The organism is Bacillus sp. CGMCC 1.60114 (assembly GCF_042676365.1).
Lineage (GTDB): Bacteria > Bacillota > Bacilli > Bacillales > Bacillaceae_G > Bacillus_A > Bacillus_A rhizoplanae_A.
Window position 1 is genome coordinate 236,259 of record NZ_JBHTHG010000108.1, and the last position, 15,967, is coordinate 252,225.

General features: G+C 37.3%; 16 protein-coding genes. 8 read left to right on the top strand and 8 right to left on the bottom strand.

Going from position 1 to position 15,967, the window contains the following annotated elements; genetic code table 11:
* The first annotated feature begins 7 nt into the window (after window positions 1-7).
* Window positions 8-511 (top strand): DinB family protein, encoded by a 504-nt coding sequence (locus tag ACFQZ1_RS17550; RefSeq protein WP_377883482.1) that lies wholly within the window; start codon window positions 8-10, stop codon window positions 509-511.
* Between the two features lie 114 nt (window positions 512-625).
* On the opposite strand, the gene ACFQZ1_RS17555 is transcribed toward ACFQZ1_RS17550, so the two are convergent.
* Entirely contained in the window at window positions 626-1,741 is a 1,116-nt protein-coding gene (locus ACFQZ1_RS17555; RefSeq protein WP_377883483.1) for an aminopeptidase, read from the bottom strand.
* A gap of 186 nt (window positions 1,742-1,927) precedes the next feature.
* On the opposite strand from ACFQZ1_RS17555, the gene ACFQZ1_RS17560 reads away from it, so the two are divergent.
* From ACFQZ1_RS17560 to ACFQZ1_RS17580, 5 genes are all read left to right on the top strand, one after another.
* Window positions 1,928-2,431 carry a DUF948 domain-containing protein gene (locus ACFQZ1_RS17560; protein ID WP_377883484.1) on the top strand — a complete coding sequence of 168 codons (504 nt, stop codon included), beginning with the start codon at window positions 1,928-1,930 and terminating at the stop codon, window positions 2,429-2,431.
* A 1-nt stretch (window position 2,432) separates the two neighbouring features.
* Window positions 2,433-2,759, top strand: coding sequence for a bacillithiol system redox-active protein YtxJ (gene ytxJ, locus ACFQZ1_RS17565; protein ID WP_377883485.1), 327 nt, complete (start codon window positions 2,433-2,435; stop codon window positions 2,757-2,759).
* Between the two features lie 225 nt (window positions 2,760-2,984).
* On the top strand, window positions 2,985-4,055 hold the full coding sequence (locus ACFQZ1_RS17570) for a bifunctional 3-deoxy-7-phosphoheptulonate synthase/chorismate mutase (protein ID WP_377883486.1): 1,071 nt from the start codon (window positions 2,985-2,987) through the stop codon (window positions 4,053-4,055).
* Between the two features lie 407 nt (window positions 4,056-4,462).
* Window positions 4,463-5,461: a catabolite control protein A gene (gene ccpA, locus ACFQZ1_RS17575; protein ID WP_377883487.1), complete on the top strand. Its 999-nt coding sequence runs from the start codon at window positions 4,463-4,465 to the stop codon at window positions 5,459-5,461.
* A gap of 179 nt (window positions 5,462-5,640) precedes the next feature.
* Window positions 5,641-5,913 (top strand): DUF3917 domain-containing protein, encoded by a 273-nt coding sequence (locus ACFQZ1_RS17580; protein ID WP_377883488.1) that lies wholly within the window; start codon window positions 5,641-5,643, stop codon window positions 5,911-5,913.
* Between the two features lie 135 nt (window positions 5,914-6,048).
* On the opposite strand, the gene mscL is transcribed toward ACFQZ1_RS17580, so the two are convergent.
* From mscL to ACFQZ1_RS17595, 3 genes are all read right to left on the bottom strand, one after another.
* The gene (mscL, locus tag ACFQZ1_RS17585) at window positions 6,049-6,447 is read right to left on the bottom strand and encodes a large conductance mechanosensitive channel protein MscL (protein ID WP_377883489.1); all 399 of its coding nucleotides are present in this window, start codon (window positions 6,445-6,447) and stop codon (window positions 6,049-6,051) included.
* A 203-nt stretch (window positions 6,448-6,650) separates the two neighbouring features.
* The gene (locus ACFQZ1_RS17590; RefSeq protein WP_377883490.1) at window positions 6,651-7,418 is read right to left on the bottom strand and encodes a C39 family peptidase; all 768 of its coding nucleotides are present in this window, start codon (window positions 7,416-7,418) and stop codon (window positions 6,651-6,653) included.
* Between the two features lie 177 nt (window positions 7,419-7,595).
* Complete coding sequence (locus ACFQZ1_RS17595) at window positions 7,596-9,011, bottom strand: FMN-binding glutamate synthase family protein (RefSeq protein WP_377883491.1); 1,416 nt, start codon at window positions 9,009-9,011, stop codon at window positions 7,596-7,598.
* A gap of 281 nt (window positions 9,012-9,292) precedes the next feature.
* Here ACFQZ1_RS17595 and ACFQZ1_RS17600 point away from each other — a divergent pair, with 281 nt between their 5' ends.
* Window positions 9,293-10,039, top strand: a complete 747-nt coding sequence (locus ACFQZ1_RS17600; RefSeq protein WP_377883492.1) for a YqjF family protein — start codon at window positions 9,293-9,295, stop codon at window positions 10,037-10,039.
* A 444-nt stretch (window positions 10,040-10,483) separates the two neighbouring features.
* Here ACFQZ1_RS17600 and ACFQZ1_RS17605 read toward each other — a convergent pair whose 3' ends face one another.
* From ACFQZ1_RS17605 to ACFQZ1_RS17620, 4 genes are read right to left on the bottom strand one after another with little or no spacing between them, the layout of a single operon-like run.
* A complete protein-coding gene (locus tag ACFQZ1_RS17605; RefSeq protein ID WP_377883493.1) occupies window positions 10,484-11,341 on the bottom strand; it encodes an alpha/beta fold hydrolase in 858 nt (285 codons plus the stop codon).
* A 53-nt stretch (window positions 11,342-11,394) separates the two neighbouring features.
* Complete coding sequence (locus ACFQZ1_RS17610; RefSeq protein WP_377883494.1) at window positions 11,395-12,561, bottom strand: acetoin utilization protein AcuC; 1,167 nt, start codon at window positions 12,559-12,561, stop codon at window positions 11,395-11,397.
* A complete protein-coding gene (locus ACFQZ1_RS17615; RefSeq protein WP_377883495.1) occupies window positions 12,558-13,202 on the bottom strand; it encodes an acetoin utilization AcuB family protein in 645 nt (214 codons plus the stop codon). The genes ACFQZ1_RS17610 and ACFQZ1_RS17615 overlap by 4 nt, the downstream gene beginning before the upstream one ends.
* A gap of 16 nt (window positions 13,203-13,218) precedes the next feature.
* A complete protein-coding gene (locus ACFQZ1_RS17620) occupies window positions 13,219-13,851 on the bottom strand; it encodes a GNAT family N-acetyltransferase (RefSeq protein ID WP_377883496.1) in 633 nt (210 codons plus the stop codon).
* 185 nt (window positions 13,852-14,036) lie between these two features.
* On the opposite strand from ACFQZ1_RS17620, the gene acsA reads away from it, so the two are divergent.
* Window positions 14,037-15,755: an acetate--CoA ligase gene (gene acsA, locus ACFQZ1_RS17625; protein WP_377883497.1), complete on the top strand. Its 1,719-nt coding sequence runs from the start codon at window positions 14,037-14,039 to the stop codon at window positions 15,753-15,755.
* The last annotated feature ends 212 nt before the right edge of the window (window positions 15,756-15,967 follow it).

Sequence of the window (15,967 nt, forward strand, 5' to 3'; positions counted from 1 at the left end):
GTGAAATATGATAAATCCCACATTAGAAATGTATGACTACCATGTATGGGCGAACCAAAAAATGATTGGCCGATTAAAAGAACTGTCTCAGGATATTTACACCAAGGAAATGCAAAGTATTTTTCCTTCTATATCAAAAGCGTTATCTCATATCTATCTCACCGATCACTTATGGTTAGATGTGATTTCTGGTAAAAGTATGAATGAAGCATTTGAATTAGTAAATCAATTAATAGAGCAAACAGAGTCAAAGAGTATCGAGGAAATGGAGAGCAGCTTTTTCGATTTATCGAAGAGGTATAAAGCCTTTCTGAGTGCTCAGGAAGATATGGAAAAAGTGATTGTAGTTGATAATCCATATGCTGGTTTACTTACAACTTCTATTTCTGAATCTATACTACACGTTGTTACTCATGGATCTTATCACCGCGGTAATATCGCAGCTATGTTACGACAACAAGGTCACGCTTCCGTTATGCAAGATTATGGTCTTTATTTGTATAAGAAGTAATCCTCTATTAGGGAAAATGAGTACCTTTATAATACACATAATTTCCGCTAACGAACCTTATGTGAAAAAATAAAAACAAAAGTGAGCACAAACAATCTGTACTCACTTTTGTTTTTATTTTAAGTTCTCTGGATTTAACGCTTCTAATTCAGGTACAACGAAGCGGCCATCTTGACGGATTAATACATCGTCGAAATAAATTTCTCCGCCGCCGTATTCAGGGCGTTGGATGCATACTAAATCCCAGTGAATGTTAGAGTTGTTGCCATTCCATGCATCGTCGTATGCTTGTCCAGGTGTGAAGTGGAAGCTGCCGTCGATTTTCTCATCGAATAGAATATCGCCCATTGGGTGTAAAATGTATGGGTTTACGCCAATTGCGAATTCACCAACGTAGCGTGCGCCTTCATCTGTATCAAAAATTTTGTTAATGCGTTCTGTATCGTTTGCAGTTGCTTCAACGATTTTACCGTCTTTAAATGTAAGTTTTACATTTTCGAACATGTAACCGTTGTACGGAGATGGTGTGTTGTAAGAAACTGTACCGTTAACAGAATCGCGAACAGGCGCAGAGTATACTTCGCCGTCTGGAATATTTAAGTGACCAGCACATTTAACAGCTGGAATATCTTTAATTGAGAATGTTAAGTCAGTTCCAGGACCAACAAGACGTACTTTGTCTGTTTTGTTCATTAACTCAACAAGTTTGTCCATCGCTTTATCCATTTTAGCGTAGTCTAAGTTACATACATCAAAGTAGAAGTCTTCAAATCCTTCTGTGCTCATTTTAGCAAGCTGTGCCATAGAAGCGTTTGGATAGCGAAGTACAACCCATCTTGTTTTTGGAACACGAATATCTCTATGTACTTTTTTACCTACTGTATTGCCATAAACTCTCATACGCTCACTTGGAACGTCAGCTTGTTCATTTACGTTATCTCCAGAGCGAAGGCCGATATAAGCATCCATATCTTTCATTACACTTGCTTCATACGCAGCGATTTGCTCGAAGTGTTCTTCAGTTGCGCCCATCATTAAAGAGCGGTCCACTTGATGATCTTTTAATAGTACGAATGGATAACCACCAGCTTCATATGCAGCTTTTACAAGTGCTGTTACAAGCTCTTTTTGTAAGCCGAAGTTTTCGATTAATACTTTTTCGCCTTTTTGTAAACGAATAGAGTAATTAATTAAATTTTTTGCTAATGTTTCAATACGTGGGTCTTTCATATGTAAAGCCTCCCTTATATATGTATCCTTTCTTATTGTAACCTACTTGTCCGAATTTGTTTAATAATTTATGTTGCAGTTGCCAAACAAATATGAAAATTAACACTAAATATGGAACAATTAGAATGAAACGGAAAATGATTGTATAATAGAAAAAAAGCATAAAAAGATAAAGGAGTGATTTGTATGCAAATTCTTTTATACGTCAGTGTAGCCATTATCGCAATTGCGTTTGCAGTCTTAGTTGTGTATGTATGTAAAACATTAGTATCTGTACAAAAAACATTAGAAAATGTAGCAAGTACGATGGAAGGTCTTGAAAAACAAATGCAGGGGATTACAGTGGAGACAGAGCAGCTTCTTCATAAAACAAATGCATTAGCAGAAGATATTCAACAGAAATCCCAGTCGTTAAATAAAGTTGTGGAAGGTGTAGAGGGAATCGGAACGACGATTCATTCTTTAAACACAAGATTACGCGGCGTTTCTGATTCTGTTGCAGATCAAGTAGAGAACAATGCTGATAAAGTAGCACAAGTGGTGCAATGGAGTAATGCGGTCATTGATGTGTACAACCGCTTCCGTGCAAAAAAGAAAGAGGATACAGTAGAGCAGCTTGAAAAGTCAGAGAAAAAAACGAAGAAGGAAAAGAAATTACCACGACTTCCGGTTCGAATGAGAGGCGAATAATATGAGCATGACGAAGATTGAAACAATGGAGCAATTTGAAGAATTAACAACAAGTAAAGAGCCGTATATCTTGTTTAAACATAGTACAACATGTCCAATTAGCCACGGTGCTTTTACAGCATTTCAAGAGTATCGCATTGAAGAGCAAGCTGTGCCAGCATATTATTTATACGTACAAGATGCGCGTCCTGTTTCAAATAGGATTGCCCAGTATTTTGAAATTAGACATGAATCACCGCAAGTATTATACATAAAAGATGGTAAAGTGATATGGCATGCATCACATTGGAACATTACAAAGCAGGCTTTACAAGAGAATATTAAATAAGGAAAAGCAAGCAAATACGCTTGCTTTTTTAATTTTTTGAAAATATTATTGACGCGCTGTGCGTTTTACGATTAAATTAAGAAAAAATAACGATTCCATACGCAGTCTAATGCAAAGTGTATGAAGTGACATCCGCATATGTATCATATATAATAAGTTATCTTATTAACAATAATTATACTTTTGATTAGTATACATATAAATTTTGAAAGAGGTGGCGTTACTATGGCATCACAAGAGTTAGATCGTTTACGTTCTCAAATTGATGAAAAGAATTTACAAATTTTAAAATTGTTAAATGAGCGCGGTCGTCTTGTACAAGAAGTTGGTAAATTAAAAGAAGTACAAGGCGTGAAACGTTTTGATCCAGTACGCGAGCGCAAAATGCTTGATTTAATTGCAGAAAATAATGATGGGCCATTTGAAACATCAACGCTTCAACATTTGTTTAAACAAATTTTTAAAACAGGTTTAGAACTGCAAGAAGATGATCATCGTAAAGCACTTCTCGTATCTCGTAAGAAAAAGTCGGATGATACAATTGTCGATATTAAAGGTGAAAAAATCGGTGATGGCAATGCTCATTTTATTATGGGACCATGTGCAGTTGAGAGCTACGAGCAAGTTCGTCAAGTAGCGGAAGCAATGAAAGAACAAGGATTAAAGCTTATGCGCGGTGGTGCATTTAAGCCGCGTACATCACCATATGATTTCCAAGGTCTTGGTATTGAAGGGCTGAAAATTTTACGCCAAGTAGCAGATGAGTATGATTTAGCTGTAATTAGTGAAATTTTAAATCCAAATGACATTGAAATGGCGCTTGATTACGTAGATGTAATTCAAATTGGTGCGCGCAATATGCAAAACTTTGAGCTGTTAAAAGCAGCTGGTTCTGTTAAGAAGCCGGTATTATTGAAACGAGGATTATCCGCAACGATTGAAGAGTTTATGTATGCGGCAGAATATATTATTGCACAAGGGAACGGCGATATTATTTTATGTGAGCGCGGCATTCGTACGTACGAGAAGGCAACGCGAAATACATTAGATATTTCTGCTGTACCAATTTTAAAGAAAGAAACGCACTTACCGGTTGTTGTTGATGTAACTCATTCAACAGGACGCCGTGATTTATTGTTGCCAACTGCAAAAGCAGCGATGGCAATCGGTGCAGATGCAGTTATGGCAGAAGTGCATCCGGACCCGGCTGTAGCACTTTCTGATTCAGCGCAGCAAATGGATATCCCGGAATTTAATGCATTTATGAACGAATTAAAAGCATTTCGTATGAGATAATAAAGTGAAACTTCCATTAGTGGGGGGCTTTATCCCTCGCTGAGAGGGAACTTTTACTAATTGGGTGCATACCAGCAGTTATCCTTCACCAATCTTCTTTGAGATGGTGGGGGATAATTGCATATAAATAGCGAGAGAATGGCTTCAAAATCTATGTAGCTGAATGCTCCATAGATTTTTTTCTGGAAAATGAGTATTTTTCTATTTAAAATATGAAAATATAAGAAAAGGAACGAATTTTTTCGAAACTTTTTCGGGAAAATATTGTCTCAATCCTTATTTGTATCGTATCATTAGTAAAAGGGCTCGGGAGTGGCATCTTCAAGTATAGAGTGGATGTCTTTTTTTCATTCAAGTTAACCGATACATAATATATAGATAAATTTTATAAAGGAGTGTGTGAAAAGATGAACGTAACAATATATGATGTAGCGCGTGAAGCAAATGTCTCAATGGCAACAGTGTCACGTGTTGTGAACGGCAATCCAAATGTAAAACCGACAACAAGAAAGAAAGTACTAGAAGCAATTGAGCAACTTGGCTACCGTCCTAATGCAGTAGCACGCGGACTAGCAAGTAAGAAAACAACAACAGTCGGGGTTATTATTCCAGATATCTCTAACACGTTTTATGCAGAACTTGCACGTGGTATTGAGGATATCGCAACAATGTACAAATATAATATTATTTTAAGTAACTCTGACCAAAACAAAGAGAAAGAGTTTCATTTATTGAATACAATGCTTGGTAAGCAAGTAGACGGCATCGTATTTATGGGAGAAGATATTACAGATATTCATGTAGAAGAATTTAAAAAATCTCCTGTTCCAATCGTACTTGCGGCATCGTTTGATGAGCAAAACATTACACCATCGGTAAATATTGATTACACACAAGCAGCATATGATGCAATGAAGCATTTCTTAGAGCAAGGTCATACACGTATTGGTTTCGTATCAGGCCCTTATATTGATAAAGCAGGCAGTGCAAAAAAATTACAAGGATATAAACAAGCATTAGAAGAAGCAGGTATTGCTTACGACGAAGAGCTTGTTGTTGACGGTGATTACACATACGATTCAGGTATGGAAGCATTAGATAAGCTATGGGAACTTGCTGAAAAGCCAACAGCGGTATTTGTATCCTCTGATGAAATGGCATTAGGCGTAATTCATGCAGCTCAAGATAAAGGTTTAAATGTGCCAAATGATTTAGAAGTACTTGGTTTTGACAATACACGTCTTGCAATTATGGTACGTCCGCAGCTATCAACAGTTGTACAGCCAATGTATGACATTGGAGCGGTTGCAATGCGTTTATTAACAAAATACATGAACAAAGAAACAGTGGAAGATCATACTGTAATCTTACCGCACCGTATTCAGTTTAGAGACTCAACAAAGTAATAAGAAGAAAACTCGTGGAAGTATAACCACGAGTTTTTTTTATTTTGGAAAGAGTTCAATCGTCACTGTAACATTTGTTTTTAGAGGGAAGTTTCGCTTTACTACTATTTCTAATGTATAATGAGTATAAAGTGAAACTTCCATTAGTGAGGGATAAAACTATGTGAGGGGGAGATGAAATGATAGTTCTTTGGGGAATTACGCTTTGTGTGACGGCTATATTCGCTTATATGACGTTAAAGCAAAGTGGCATGAAACGCTTTATTCCCGGTAGTGTTTTGGCAGGGATAGCCCTAATCACATACGTTACTTCGATTTTTTTGGAAAGCGCTGGACAACAAATACATGAGAGCTTTGTGTTTTTTTCCATTACATTATTTGTAGGCGCCATTATTATTTTACTTGTCGCGGGTATTATTTTGTTTATTCATACAAACTCAGAAACGTTATAAAATGAAACTTCCATCAGTGGGGGTTTTTTTCATCCCGTTACTTTTGGTAAGCTCTCACCAATCGGGCTCTTACTGCCTAAAAGTAGCGGGATAAAAAAGAGAGCAGATCTATATCTGCTCTCTTTGTCTATTTCATTATGCATTGTCTCTTGATGCACTTTGTTGTTTTAATAAATCACGAATTTCTGTAAGAAGCACTTCTTCTTTTGTTGGTGTTGGTACTTCCTCTTTCTTCTCTTCTTCTTTTTTGAATGATAGTTTATTGAATAGTTTAATGAATAAGAAGATGGAGAATGAAACGATGAAGAAGTCTATTACTGCTTGAAGGAACAATCCATATTCCAAATTGACGCTACCTATTTTTTGGTGTAAGTCTTTAACGTTAATGCCGCCAAGAAGTACTCCGAGTAAAGGTGTCATAATGTACTTTACTAAAGAATCAACAATCTTTCCAAACGCAGCACCGATAATAACCCCGACAGCTAAATCGATAACATTCCCTTTTAAAGCGAACTTTTTAAACTCGTTCCACATTTATAATTCTCATCCTTTCCACGATTATATATAAAATTATGAGTCCTATCCCATACATTGTATATAGATTTAAGGTAGAAATAAAGAGTGAAAGGGAATGAAAGTGAATTCGGAAAATTGAATACGTTTTCCTTTTTTGTGAGCTTCTGGAAAGGTTACAAAAAAGGAATGTGCTTTTAAAGAGCACATCCCTTTTGTATTTGTTAACGATACGACAAAGCTTGCTTTCCTAACGCATCCCAAGATTGAATAAATGTTTCTTTGTTTACCTTCAGTGCTTTTTTCTCAGTTAAAGGATCATTAACATAAACGTATCCACTTTCAAAACCTACGAGTACAACAGCGTGTAAATCTAGAGGAGCTGTAATGTTTTCGTTTCCATGTTTCCAAGACGCCCATTTGTCAGGAAGTTTGTAATCTCCTGTTGTCCAAACTACTACAGGTTTACCCATATTGACTTGAGCTAGTACATCATCGAAAGATTTTCCTGTTAAATTTACTGTGCGATTTGGAAGATAATGTTCCATTAATTGTTGCAGTGGTTCAACGTAAACAGCAAATCCCATCGTTTTCCCTGTTATATCTCCAACGAACCCTTCTTTAGGGTTTCCCCATTGAAGAATATCCCCGTCTTTGCTGACAGACGGCGGATCATTGTCTTTTTTTATATGATTTGCTAACTGCATTTTATCGATTTTTACTCCGGCGTGCTGTAGTACCATCGCTAAGCTTGTCACTTCACAGCCGAATTTCAGCTCGGGCTTTTGAGGTATGAGCGGTACATCTAAAATAACCTTTTCTTGTTTTGGAGGAGTTGAAGGCTGCGGTGGTTCGGTTTGGGGCGATGAATATTTCACGTTTTTCGTTAATTCAGCTTCTTCATGTTTTTCAGTGGAAGCCTGTTTAGTAGAATAGCCTGTTATAAATGCAAATAGGGCATATAAAATTAGAAATCTTTTCGTAGCGTTCACCTTCTTTATATAGTGCCGTACATGGTGTAATGATAGCGTTTTTTATTAAGTTTTTTCATTTCTCATGAAAATATACAAAGATAACTGATTCGATTTAAGTGTGAAAAAAAGAAAACTTCCATCAGTGAGAGGGAGGAAGAACCTCTCCACCAATGAAAGTATTTCTTTATTGTTGTCTCATTTCTGTGTTTGCTTTTCTTCCCAAGGTTCAAATGAAAACGGGATCCCAACCATTTTCGCAGTTAACTCATCATATGATACTAAATCTTTTTTGGACAATTCTTTTAAGGAGCGTTTTCCCATTGCTCTTAATGCCATTTTTATTTCTTCTATACTTGCGGTTAAAAACTTTTCAGCAGATTTTACTCCATCTTCGACATTAAATTGATCCTTAAATTTTCCGTTATACCAAACAGTTTGTGTCGGCGGCTCAAAAGGAAGTGCATTGAAGGATTGAGTATGAGAGAGAGAAAATAACATTGCAGAGCCAAGATATACGGCATCAGCGCCGAGTGCGAGCACCTTTAAAAAGTGTCCAGGAACTAAAAGTCCTCCGGAAACAATTAAACTTATTTCTCCTTTCTTATTTCTTTTTTCTAAATGATTCACAGCACGAACGACCGCATGTAATGTTGGAATACCAAAATCATCGCATAAAATAGGTGGAGCCTCTTTCATCGCTGCTTGTCCTCCGTCAATTGCGATAAAATCAACACCTTGGTCAATTAAATGATCAATATCTTCTTCAATCTTGCCACCAGCTCCTATTTTCACACCAATGGGGACACCGCCAGATAAATTTCTTAGTTCCCCAACCAGTTCTTTTATGTCCTTTAATGTTTGATTTTCAAAAAAATGTTCAAAAATCACGGCATCCTCATTTTCCTTAAGCCCCATCACTTCGCGAGCGCGACCTGTTAAATCTTTAGGTGGGATTTTCTGCCCCATCCCGGCTAATGCACCTTGGCCGAGTTTAATTTCAATCATGTCAGCACGCTTAATTAATTCTTTTTCCTTTGCCCATGCTGTTCTCGAAAACTGTAAAATATACTTCCCGGCTGCGCTTAACTCTTCAGGTAAGATTCCTCCTTCACCAGAATTAATCGCTGTTCCTGCATTTTTAGCTGCTTCTGCTAGTGAAAGCCTTGCTTGTTCACTAAGTCCTACCCCATAGCCCATCCCGCTAATCAATAGGGGAATTTGAATTTCCATTGGTTTTTTTGCTTTTGGCCCAATCGTTATTTTTACATCGACTTCTTCTTCACCATCAATTGGAAATGGTGTCGTTTGAGCAGGAATAAAAGTTATTGGATCCAAATGCGGCCACTTTTTTGAAGACCCAGCAAGTGGTCGCTGAAGGACGCTACCTGTTTCTGCACGTAAACTATTTTCTAGCATATTTTGGATACCCATATGTCTTAGACCGGGCATCAATTCTATAATATTTTCTTGATAACTATCGGTTAAGATGATTTTTCCAAACTTCTTGACGATTAGTTTTATAATCCAACGCCAACCAATAAGTATGAATAATAATAGAAAAAATACAATGGATAACATTGCAAACGCTACATAAATAAGAATGTTCGACATATTCACTTCTCCACTATTGTATAAATTAAACAGTCATTATTACCATTATTACCTAATAAGAAATAATTATCATTTGATATGAAATTACCCTTAGCTACATTAAGAAAAAGAAATACAAGAGGAGTCGGATTGAAGTTTTCTTTAACGGAAAGACTACAAAAAGATCTTCAAAATTGTACAATAGCCAATATTGATTTTTTAACGTAGATCCGTCTACTTTATTTGGTATATATTTTCTACGGCTTTAGGTGCTACCAGCTAGTAAGAAGGAGGTCATTTTCATGAACTTATTAAATGATATCATTCACCGTCCCTTTCCAATATCTTCGAAAAAGTGGATTATGCGACAAACATGGCGAAATGTATTTTTTCTTCATTGGCCTATTCGACCTGAAGCACTCCGTCCACATATACCTGCTCCCTTACAAATGGACACCTTTGATCATTATGCTTGGTTAGGAATTGTTGCATTTGTTATGGGGGGAATTTATCCTCGTAATTTTCCATTTATTTCAATAACCCCTAGATTTTCAGAAGTCAATGTAAGAACATACGTTCAATATGATGGTAAACCGGGTGTCTATTTCTTGTCTCTAGACGTCCAAAACTGGGCTTCTTACACAATTGCGAAGAGATGGTATCGTTTGCCATATTATCCCGCACAGATTTCTTTTCAAAATGAAGATAAAACTATTCATTGTCAAAGTATCAGAAAAGGTAAAATAAATACTCAAATAGCATTTAATGGATCGTTCATACCTTCACCAGAAGTGAATTTTGCCAATACAGGAACGATAGATCATTGGCTCACAGAGCGATATTGCTTATATAGTGCTGATAAAAGAGGTAACATTTATTGCGGGGAAATTCACCACAGTCCTTGGCCGTTACAAAAAATAGAGACAGAAATCGGGATGAATACACTTTTTTCTCCTTTTCATAGTGGGCTTTCTAAAGAAAAACCGATTTCTCATTTTTCAAAAGGAATTGATTCGCTTATATGGAATATTAAGAGGATACATATTTAGTAGAAAAAATAGTGGCGTGAATTACGGAAGTTTTATTTTATCCTGCATTAACGGATAGTAAGCCCCCCTCAAGATTCAGAGAAAAGCGAAGCAGATAGGTAGGGGGACAACTGTCAGTAAAAGCCTGATGATTAGTTTTACTTTATAAAAAGCGACATAGTGAAATATTTGAAGAGCCTTTTGGGATTAATTTTTTAAAAGCAGGCTCTTTATATTTAGAAAATCGATAGGATAGGCCGTATTTTTGATCAAACCTTTTCATAAATCTACAGAAGAAACTGCTTAACGGTCATCGCATAAGTTTTTGTTTCTTCAATGTCTGGAAAATGGACGCTATGTTCAAAGAGTGTGAAAGTAGCATTATTTATATGAACAGCAAGCTCTTTCGTCATTTCAATTCCTGTATTACGATCATGCTTTCCGACAAGAAAAAGGGAGGGAGCGTTATATTTGTTTACTTCCTTTCTTCAAAGAATGATAGAAGTCTGTAATAGCAGATGAAAACTTCTCTTCCTCTTCTAAAAATGGATAATGATTGCTATGTTCAAAAGAGACGAAGGAGGAATTTTGTATCTCTTCATGTATTTGTAATGAATATGCAATTGGACATTGAACATCATGTCGTCCACAAAGTATTAACGTTTTTGTTGTTATGCTAGGAAGTTGTTCTTTTAAATCAAAACTACGAAATTCTTTTGAAAAGTAGTTCATACGGCTTGTAGCCATTGTCTTATGAATCGGTTTTGAAAAGTATGTTTCATATTGCTCTGGATGATATAAAGATAACTTTGTGCGTTTAGTTGATAAGACATTTCTTTCTTCTTTCGTAAGATGCGGCAGTTTCAGATCTTCAATGAGCTGTTGCATATATACAAACTGCGGATGATCCGGATGATAAATGCAGTCTTTTGTTTTTGTGTAATCACTGGCAGCAGCGCCAACTACTACTAAAGATTGTAATGACTGCGGATAGTTTATAGCGTACATCAGTCCAAGCATGCCACCAGTAGAGTGCCCTGCAAAATGCCATGATGAAATGTGGAGGGCTTCTCGAATTGCTTCTAAATCTTCAAGGGTTTCTTCCATACTTAACTCTTCTTCTTTACAAGCAGTTACGGAATTACCTGCATCTTTTAAGTTAATTACCATAACTTGATGTGATGATGTAAAGCTATCGGCAAAGTAGTCTCCTGTTTCGTTAAACTGTGAATATAGGTGTGTCACACAGAGAGGTTCTCCGTTTCCTTTTGTAAATAGTTCAAATGATCCTCGCTCTGTATATATAAGTTGTCGTTTCCACATGAAAAGATCACCTTTCATAAAAAAGAATAGGAGCAAATCTCCTATTCTTTTATTTAATATAATGCCTTTTTCGTATTATTCCGAATAATTTCAAGGGATTTCGCTACAGTTAATTCATTTTTTTCTTCGATTTCTTGTTTGCGTGGAATCGGTTTATACATGTTGTCTGGGTCTTCCCAGGTAAGTGGGAGAGTTGTTTGAGCTTGTCCTTTCCAAGCTTCGATCCATTCTGGAGGGAGATAACCTGAGATGTTTTGGATGTTGTTCATTTCGAGCCAAATGAGTGCCCACGCTCTTGGGACGACGCGCCACATATCGTAACCGCCACCACCGACTGCAATCCAGCGACCATTGCAATATTCATGAGCAATTTCATGAGCAAGTTTCGGGATTTCACGGTAAATTTGTATCGTTGAACAAAGATGTGTTAGAGGGTCATAATAATGAGCGTCAGCTCCGTTTTGCGTTAAGATAATATCTGGTTTGAAATAATCAGCGACTTCACGAATAACAGTGCGATATGCATGTATAAATGATTCATCTTCTGTAAAAGCATCAAGAGGAACGTTAAAAGAATAGCTATATCCATTCCCTTGACCACGTTCGTTTACAGCACCTGTTCCTGGAAATAAGTAACGCCCTGTTTCATGTAAGGAAATTGTGCATACGTTAGGATCATCATAAAAAGACCACTGCACACCATCACCGTGATGAGCATCTGTATCAATGTATAAAACACGAAGACCATATTTTTTTTGCATATACTTAATGGCAATGGAGCTGTCATTATAAATACAAAAGCCAGATGCTTTGCCGCGAAAGCCGTGATGTAGGCCGCCTCCTAAATTTAGAGCATGTTCTGCTTTTCCTTCGAGGATTGCATCGACCGCAGTTAATGTCCCCCCAACAAGAAGGGCGCTTGCTTCATGCATATTAGTAAACATTGGCGTATCCTCTGTTCCAAGACCATAAGACATTGCGATTGATTTTTCTAGCGTTCCTTCTCCAGCACGTTTTACCGCATTTATGTATTCCTCTGTATGAATTAAAGCAATTTCTTCATCTGTTGCGATTCGAGGTGGAATAACTTGTGAAGGGTGTATGAATCCTCCTTTTTGGAGCAAATCATATGTCAGCTTTACACGAAGCTGATTAAAAGGATGATCAGGACTAAAGGAATAGCCCTGATAATCTTCTGAGTAAATGAATACATTTTTCATGTTCCCATCCCCGCGATATTCGGCCATAACACACGGTAGCCTTTTTGTTCTAGTTCTTCAATTGCTTTAAGAGGATTCATTGTTTGAATGCGGAAAACAAGAACTTTGTCGCTCTCTTCTTTTGCTGGATAGACGAGAACACTCACAATGTTAATTTTCAGTTCACTAAAAACAGCAACAACTTTTCCGAGAATACCAGGTTCATTTTTTATTTGAATTTCAATTTGTGAACTTGGTTGATGAGCACCTGTTAATTTGACGAGCGTATGGAGTACAGTCGATTCTGAAATAATACCGACAAGCTTACCGCTTTTTGTAACAGGAAGACAGCCAATTTTATTTTCAAAAAATAACGTGGCGATTTCTTCAACGAAGTCAAGAGGGTGACATGTCATAACGGGATGCTTCATAATACGTTCAATCGGTTCTTTAAGAGCATCCTTTGAAACGTGTTCATCAAGAATAGATGGACTTGCATCTCGAACGTCACGGTCGGAAATAATTCCAACGACTTCGTATTTTTCATTTATAACTGGAATGTGACGGATACTTTTTGCTGCTAATGTTCGTAAGGCTGTTTCAATCGTGTCAGTTGGGCGCAGCGCTGTTACATTTTGATTCATAATTTCTTCAACAATCATGATGTAATCCTCCCTTTTAGTACATGAAGCGATTCTGGAAGCGTAAGCGGTCAAACTTTTGAATGGATTGCGTGTCAACGCGTTTTCCGATGCGAACCATTAAGCAGTTTGCTGGATGCGAACAAATTTCAGGATCATCTGTTGCCATCCATTCAAGCCCGCCAGCATTCATCATTTTTTCCATTACTTTTCGATATTCCCAAACATTTAAGCCGGTTTGTTTTAAATCCCAGTGCCAATAATACTCAGTTGTTAAAATAATATAATCTTCCATATGATCATCCATCATAGAAACTTCTAATAAGTTCTTTCCAACAGCACATCCGCGAAAATCTGATGCGACTTCAATGGCACCAAGTTCGATTAAATCGTCCATTTTCCCTTCAGACCATCTCTCAAGCGGATCAGGATATAAATAGGTTACATAGCCAATAATTATTTGTTCATGACGAGCGATAATGATGCGAGCTTCGGGTAACTTGGAAATTTCGACAATTGCTTTATATTGCTGATCGGCAGGTCGAAAGGCAACTAGATCAGGATGAAACTCATACATTTCTAAATTATGTGTTTTGACAGGGCCTTCAATAACTAAAGTTCCTTTTGGCGTTTTCAAGTTTCTTGCGTTGTATACTTTACTATGAATCAATTTTAGGCTCACCACCTTCAGAGCTTTGTGAATCTACTATCTATTTTCATACTACTGTACTCAGTATGCGATGTGAATCGAAATTTGTCAGTAAAAATTTGTGCGAAATTTGTAAAAAATACTGAAAATTATAAAAAATATATTTATAATAAATACATAGAGTACATAGAAGGGGGATGTAAAGAATGAAAGTAGAAACGCTTCCAGTAATTAAAGGTGAAAATAATTTGTTAAATTATGATGAAGCATATCAAAATTTTAATTGGGAAGAAGTAAATCAAAACTTTTCTTGGCATGAAACTGGGCGAGTAAATATGGCTTACGAGGCAATTGATCGACATGCTAAATCCCACCGAAAAAATAAAGTAGCATTGTATTATCAAGATGGCGAGAGAAAAGAGAAATATACATTTAAAGAAATGATGGAGTTTTCGAATAAAGCAGGGAATGTCTTAAAGAATTTTGGGGACGTCGAAAAAGGCGATCGCGTCTTTATTTTTATGCCTCGTTCACCGGAATTGTATTTTACTTTACTTGGTGCTGTAAAGCTAGGAGCAATCGTCGGACCATTATTTGAAGCTTTCATGGAAGCGGCTGTTTGCGACCGCTTAGTGGATAGTGAAGCAAAAGTGCTTGTGACAACACCAGAATTGTTAGAGCGCATACCTCTTAATGATTTACCAGCATTAAAAACGGTATTTGTCGTTGGTGAAAATGTAGAAGAAGGCGGTAAAATTACAGCGTTTAACCCACTTTTTGAAAAAGCTTCTAATAAATTGAATATTGAATGGCTTGGAAGAGAAGATGGACTTATTTTACATTATACGTCTGGTTCTACAGGGAAACCAAAAGGCGTGTTGCACGTTCAAAATGCAATGGTTCAGCATTATCAAACAGCAAAATGGGTGTTAGATTTAAAAGAAGACGACGTATACTGGTGCACAGCTGATCCAGGCTGGGTAACGGGAACTGCCTACGGTATATTTGCACCGTGGTTAGTCGGGGCGTCAAACGTTATTGTAGGAGGACGCTTTAGTCCAGAGGCATGGTATGAAGCGTTGCAAGATTATGGTGTAACGGTTTGGTATAGTGCTCCGACAGCATTCCGCATGCTAATGGGTGCTGGTAACGATACGCTTAAAAAGTATGACTTATCACAGCTACGCCATGTGTTAAGTGTTGGTGAGCCGTTAAATCCAGAAGTAATTCGTTGGGGAATGAACGTATTTGGTCTTCGCATTCATGATACATGGTGGATGACTGAAACAGGAGGACAAGTTATTTGTAACTATCCTTGTATGGAAATTCGCCCGGGGTCAATGGGAAAACCAATTCCAGGCGTGAAGGCAGCAATCGTTGATAATGAAGGAAATGAAGTGCCGCCATATACAATGGGGAACTTAGCGATTGCGAAAGGTTGGCCATCGATGATGCGTGCGGTTTGGAATAACCCGCAAAAATATGAGTCTTATTTTATGCCAGGAGACTGGTATGTATCAGGTGACTCTGCGTACATGGATGAAGATGGTTACTTCTGGTTCCAAGGGCGTATTGATGATGTTATTATGACGTCAGGTGAGCGCGTTGGTCCATTTGAAGTAGAAAGTAAATTAATCGAGCACGCTGCTGTAGCTGAAGCTGGTGTAATTGGTATTCCGGATCCAGTACGCGGAGAAATTATTAAAGCGTTTATCGCACTGCGCGCAGGATATGAAGCGTCCGATGAATTAAAAGAAGATATTCGTCAATTTGTGAAAAAAGGATTAGCTGCTCATGCGGCACCACGTCAAATTGAGTTCCGTGATAAATTACCGAAAACGAGAAGCGGTAAAATTATGCGCCGTGTATTAAAGGCGTGGGAGTTAAACTTACCAACAGGAGACTTGTCTACGATGGAAGATTAAGTAAGAAAGGTCTGAACTACACTTGGTTCAGACCTTTCTTGTTTAGAGTATAGTGAAATTGTGTTCAAATTGTTTAGCGTTACATATAACTTATTGTAATATGTAAAATGCAACAGAGGATGTAAGAAGGTTGATACAATGGTATAAAGTGAAACTTCCATCAGTGGGGGCTTCATCCTACCTATCTTCTTTGTTCTCTCAGAATTTTGAGG

Coding starts and splice junctions, on each gene's coding strand:
- ACFQZ1_RS17605 (WP_377883493.1), bottom strand. CDS start 11,341: ATGTGGAAACGACAACTTATATATACAGAGCGAGGATCATTTGAACTA.
- acsA (WP_377883497.1), top strand. CDS start 14,037: ATGAAAGTAGAAACGCTTCCAGTAATTAAAGGTGAAAATAATTTGTTA.
- ACFQZ1_RS17560 (WP_377883484.1), top strand. CDS start 1,928: ATGCAAATTCTTTTATACGTCAGTGTAGCCATTATCGCAATTGCGTTT.
- ytxJ (WP_377883485.1), top strand. CDS start 2,433: ATGAGCATGACGAAGATTGAAACAATGGAGCAATTTGAAGAATTAACA.
- ACFQZ1_RS17610 (WP_377883494.1), bottom strand. CDS start 12,561: ATGAAAAATGTATTCATTTACTCAGAAGATTATCAGGGCTATTCCTTT.
- ACFQZ1_RS17595 (WP_377883491.1), bottom strand. CDS start 9,011: ATGTCGAACATTCTTATTTATGTAGCGTTTGCAATGTTATCCATTGTA.
- mscL (WP_377883489.1), bottom strand. CDS start 6,447: ATGTGGAACGAGTTTAAAAAGTTCGCTTTAAAAGGGAATGTTATCGAT.
- ACFQZ1_RS17550 (WP_377883482.1), top strand. CDS start 8: ATGATAAATCCCACATTAGAAATGTATGACTACCATGTATGGGCGAAC.
- ccpA (WP_377883487.1), top strand. CDS start 4,463: ATGAACGTAACAATATATGATGTAGCGCGTGAAGCAAATGTCTCAATG.
- ACFQZ1_RS17580 (WP_377883488.1), top strand. CDS start 5,641: ATGATAGTTCTTTGGGGAATTACGCTTTGTGTGACGGCTATATTCGCT.
- ACFQZ1_RS17570 (WP_377883486.1), top strand. CDS start 2,985: ATGGCATCACAAGAGTTAGATCGTTTACGTTCTCAAATTGATGAAAAG.
- ACFQZ1_RS17600 (WP_377883492.1), top strand. CDS start 9,293: ATGAACTTATTAAATGATATCATTCACCGTCCCTTTCCAATATCTTCG.
- ACFQZ1_RS17615 (WP_377883495.1), bottom strand. CDS start 13,202: ATGATTGTTGAAGAAATTATGAATCAAAATGTAACAGCGCTGCGCCCA.
- ACFQZ1_RS17555 (WP_377883483.1), bottom strand. CDS start 1,741: ATGAAAGACCCACGTATTGAAACATTAGCAAAAAATTTAATTAATTAC.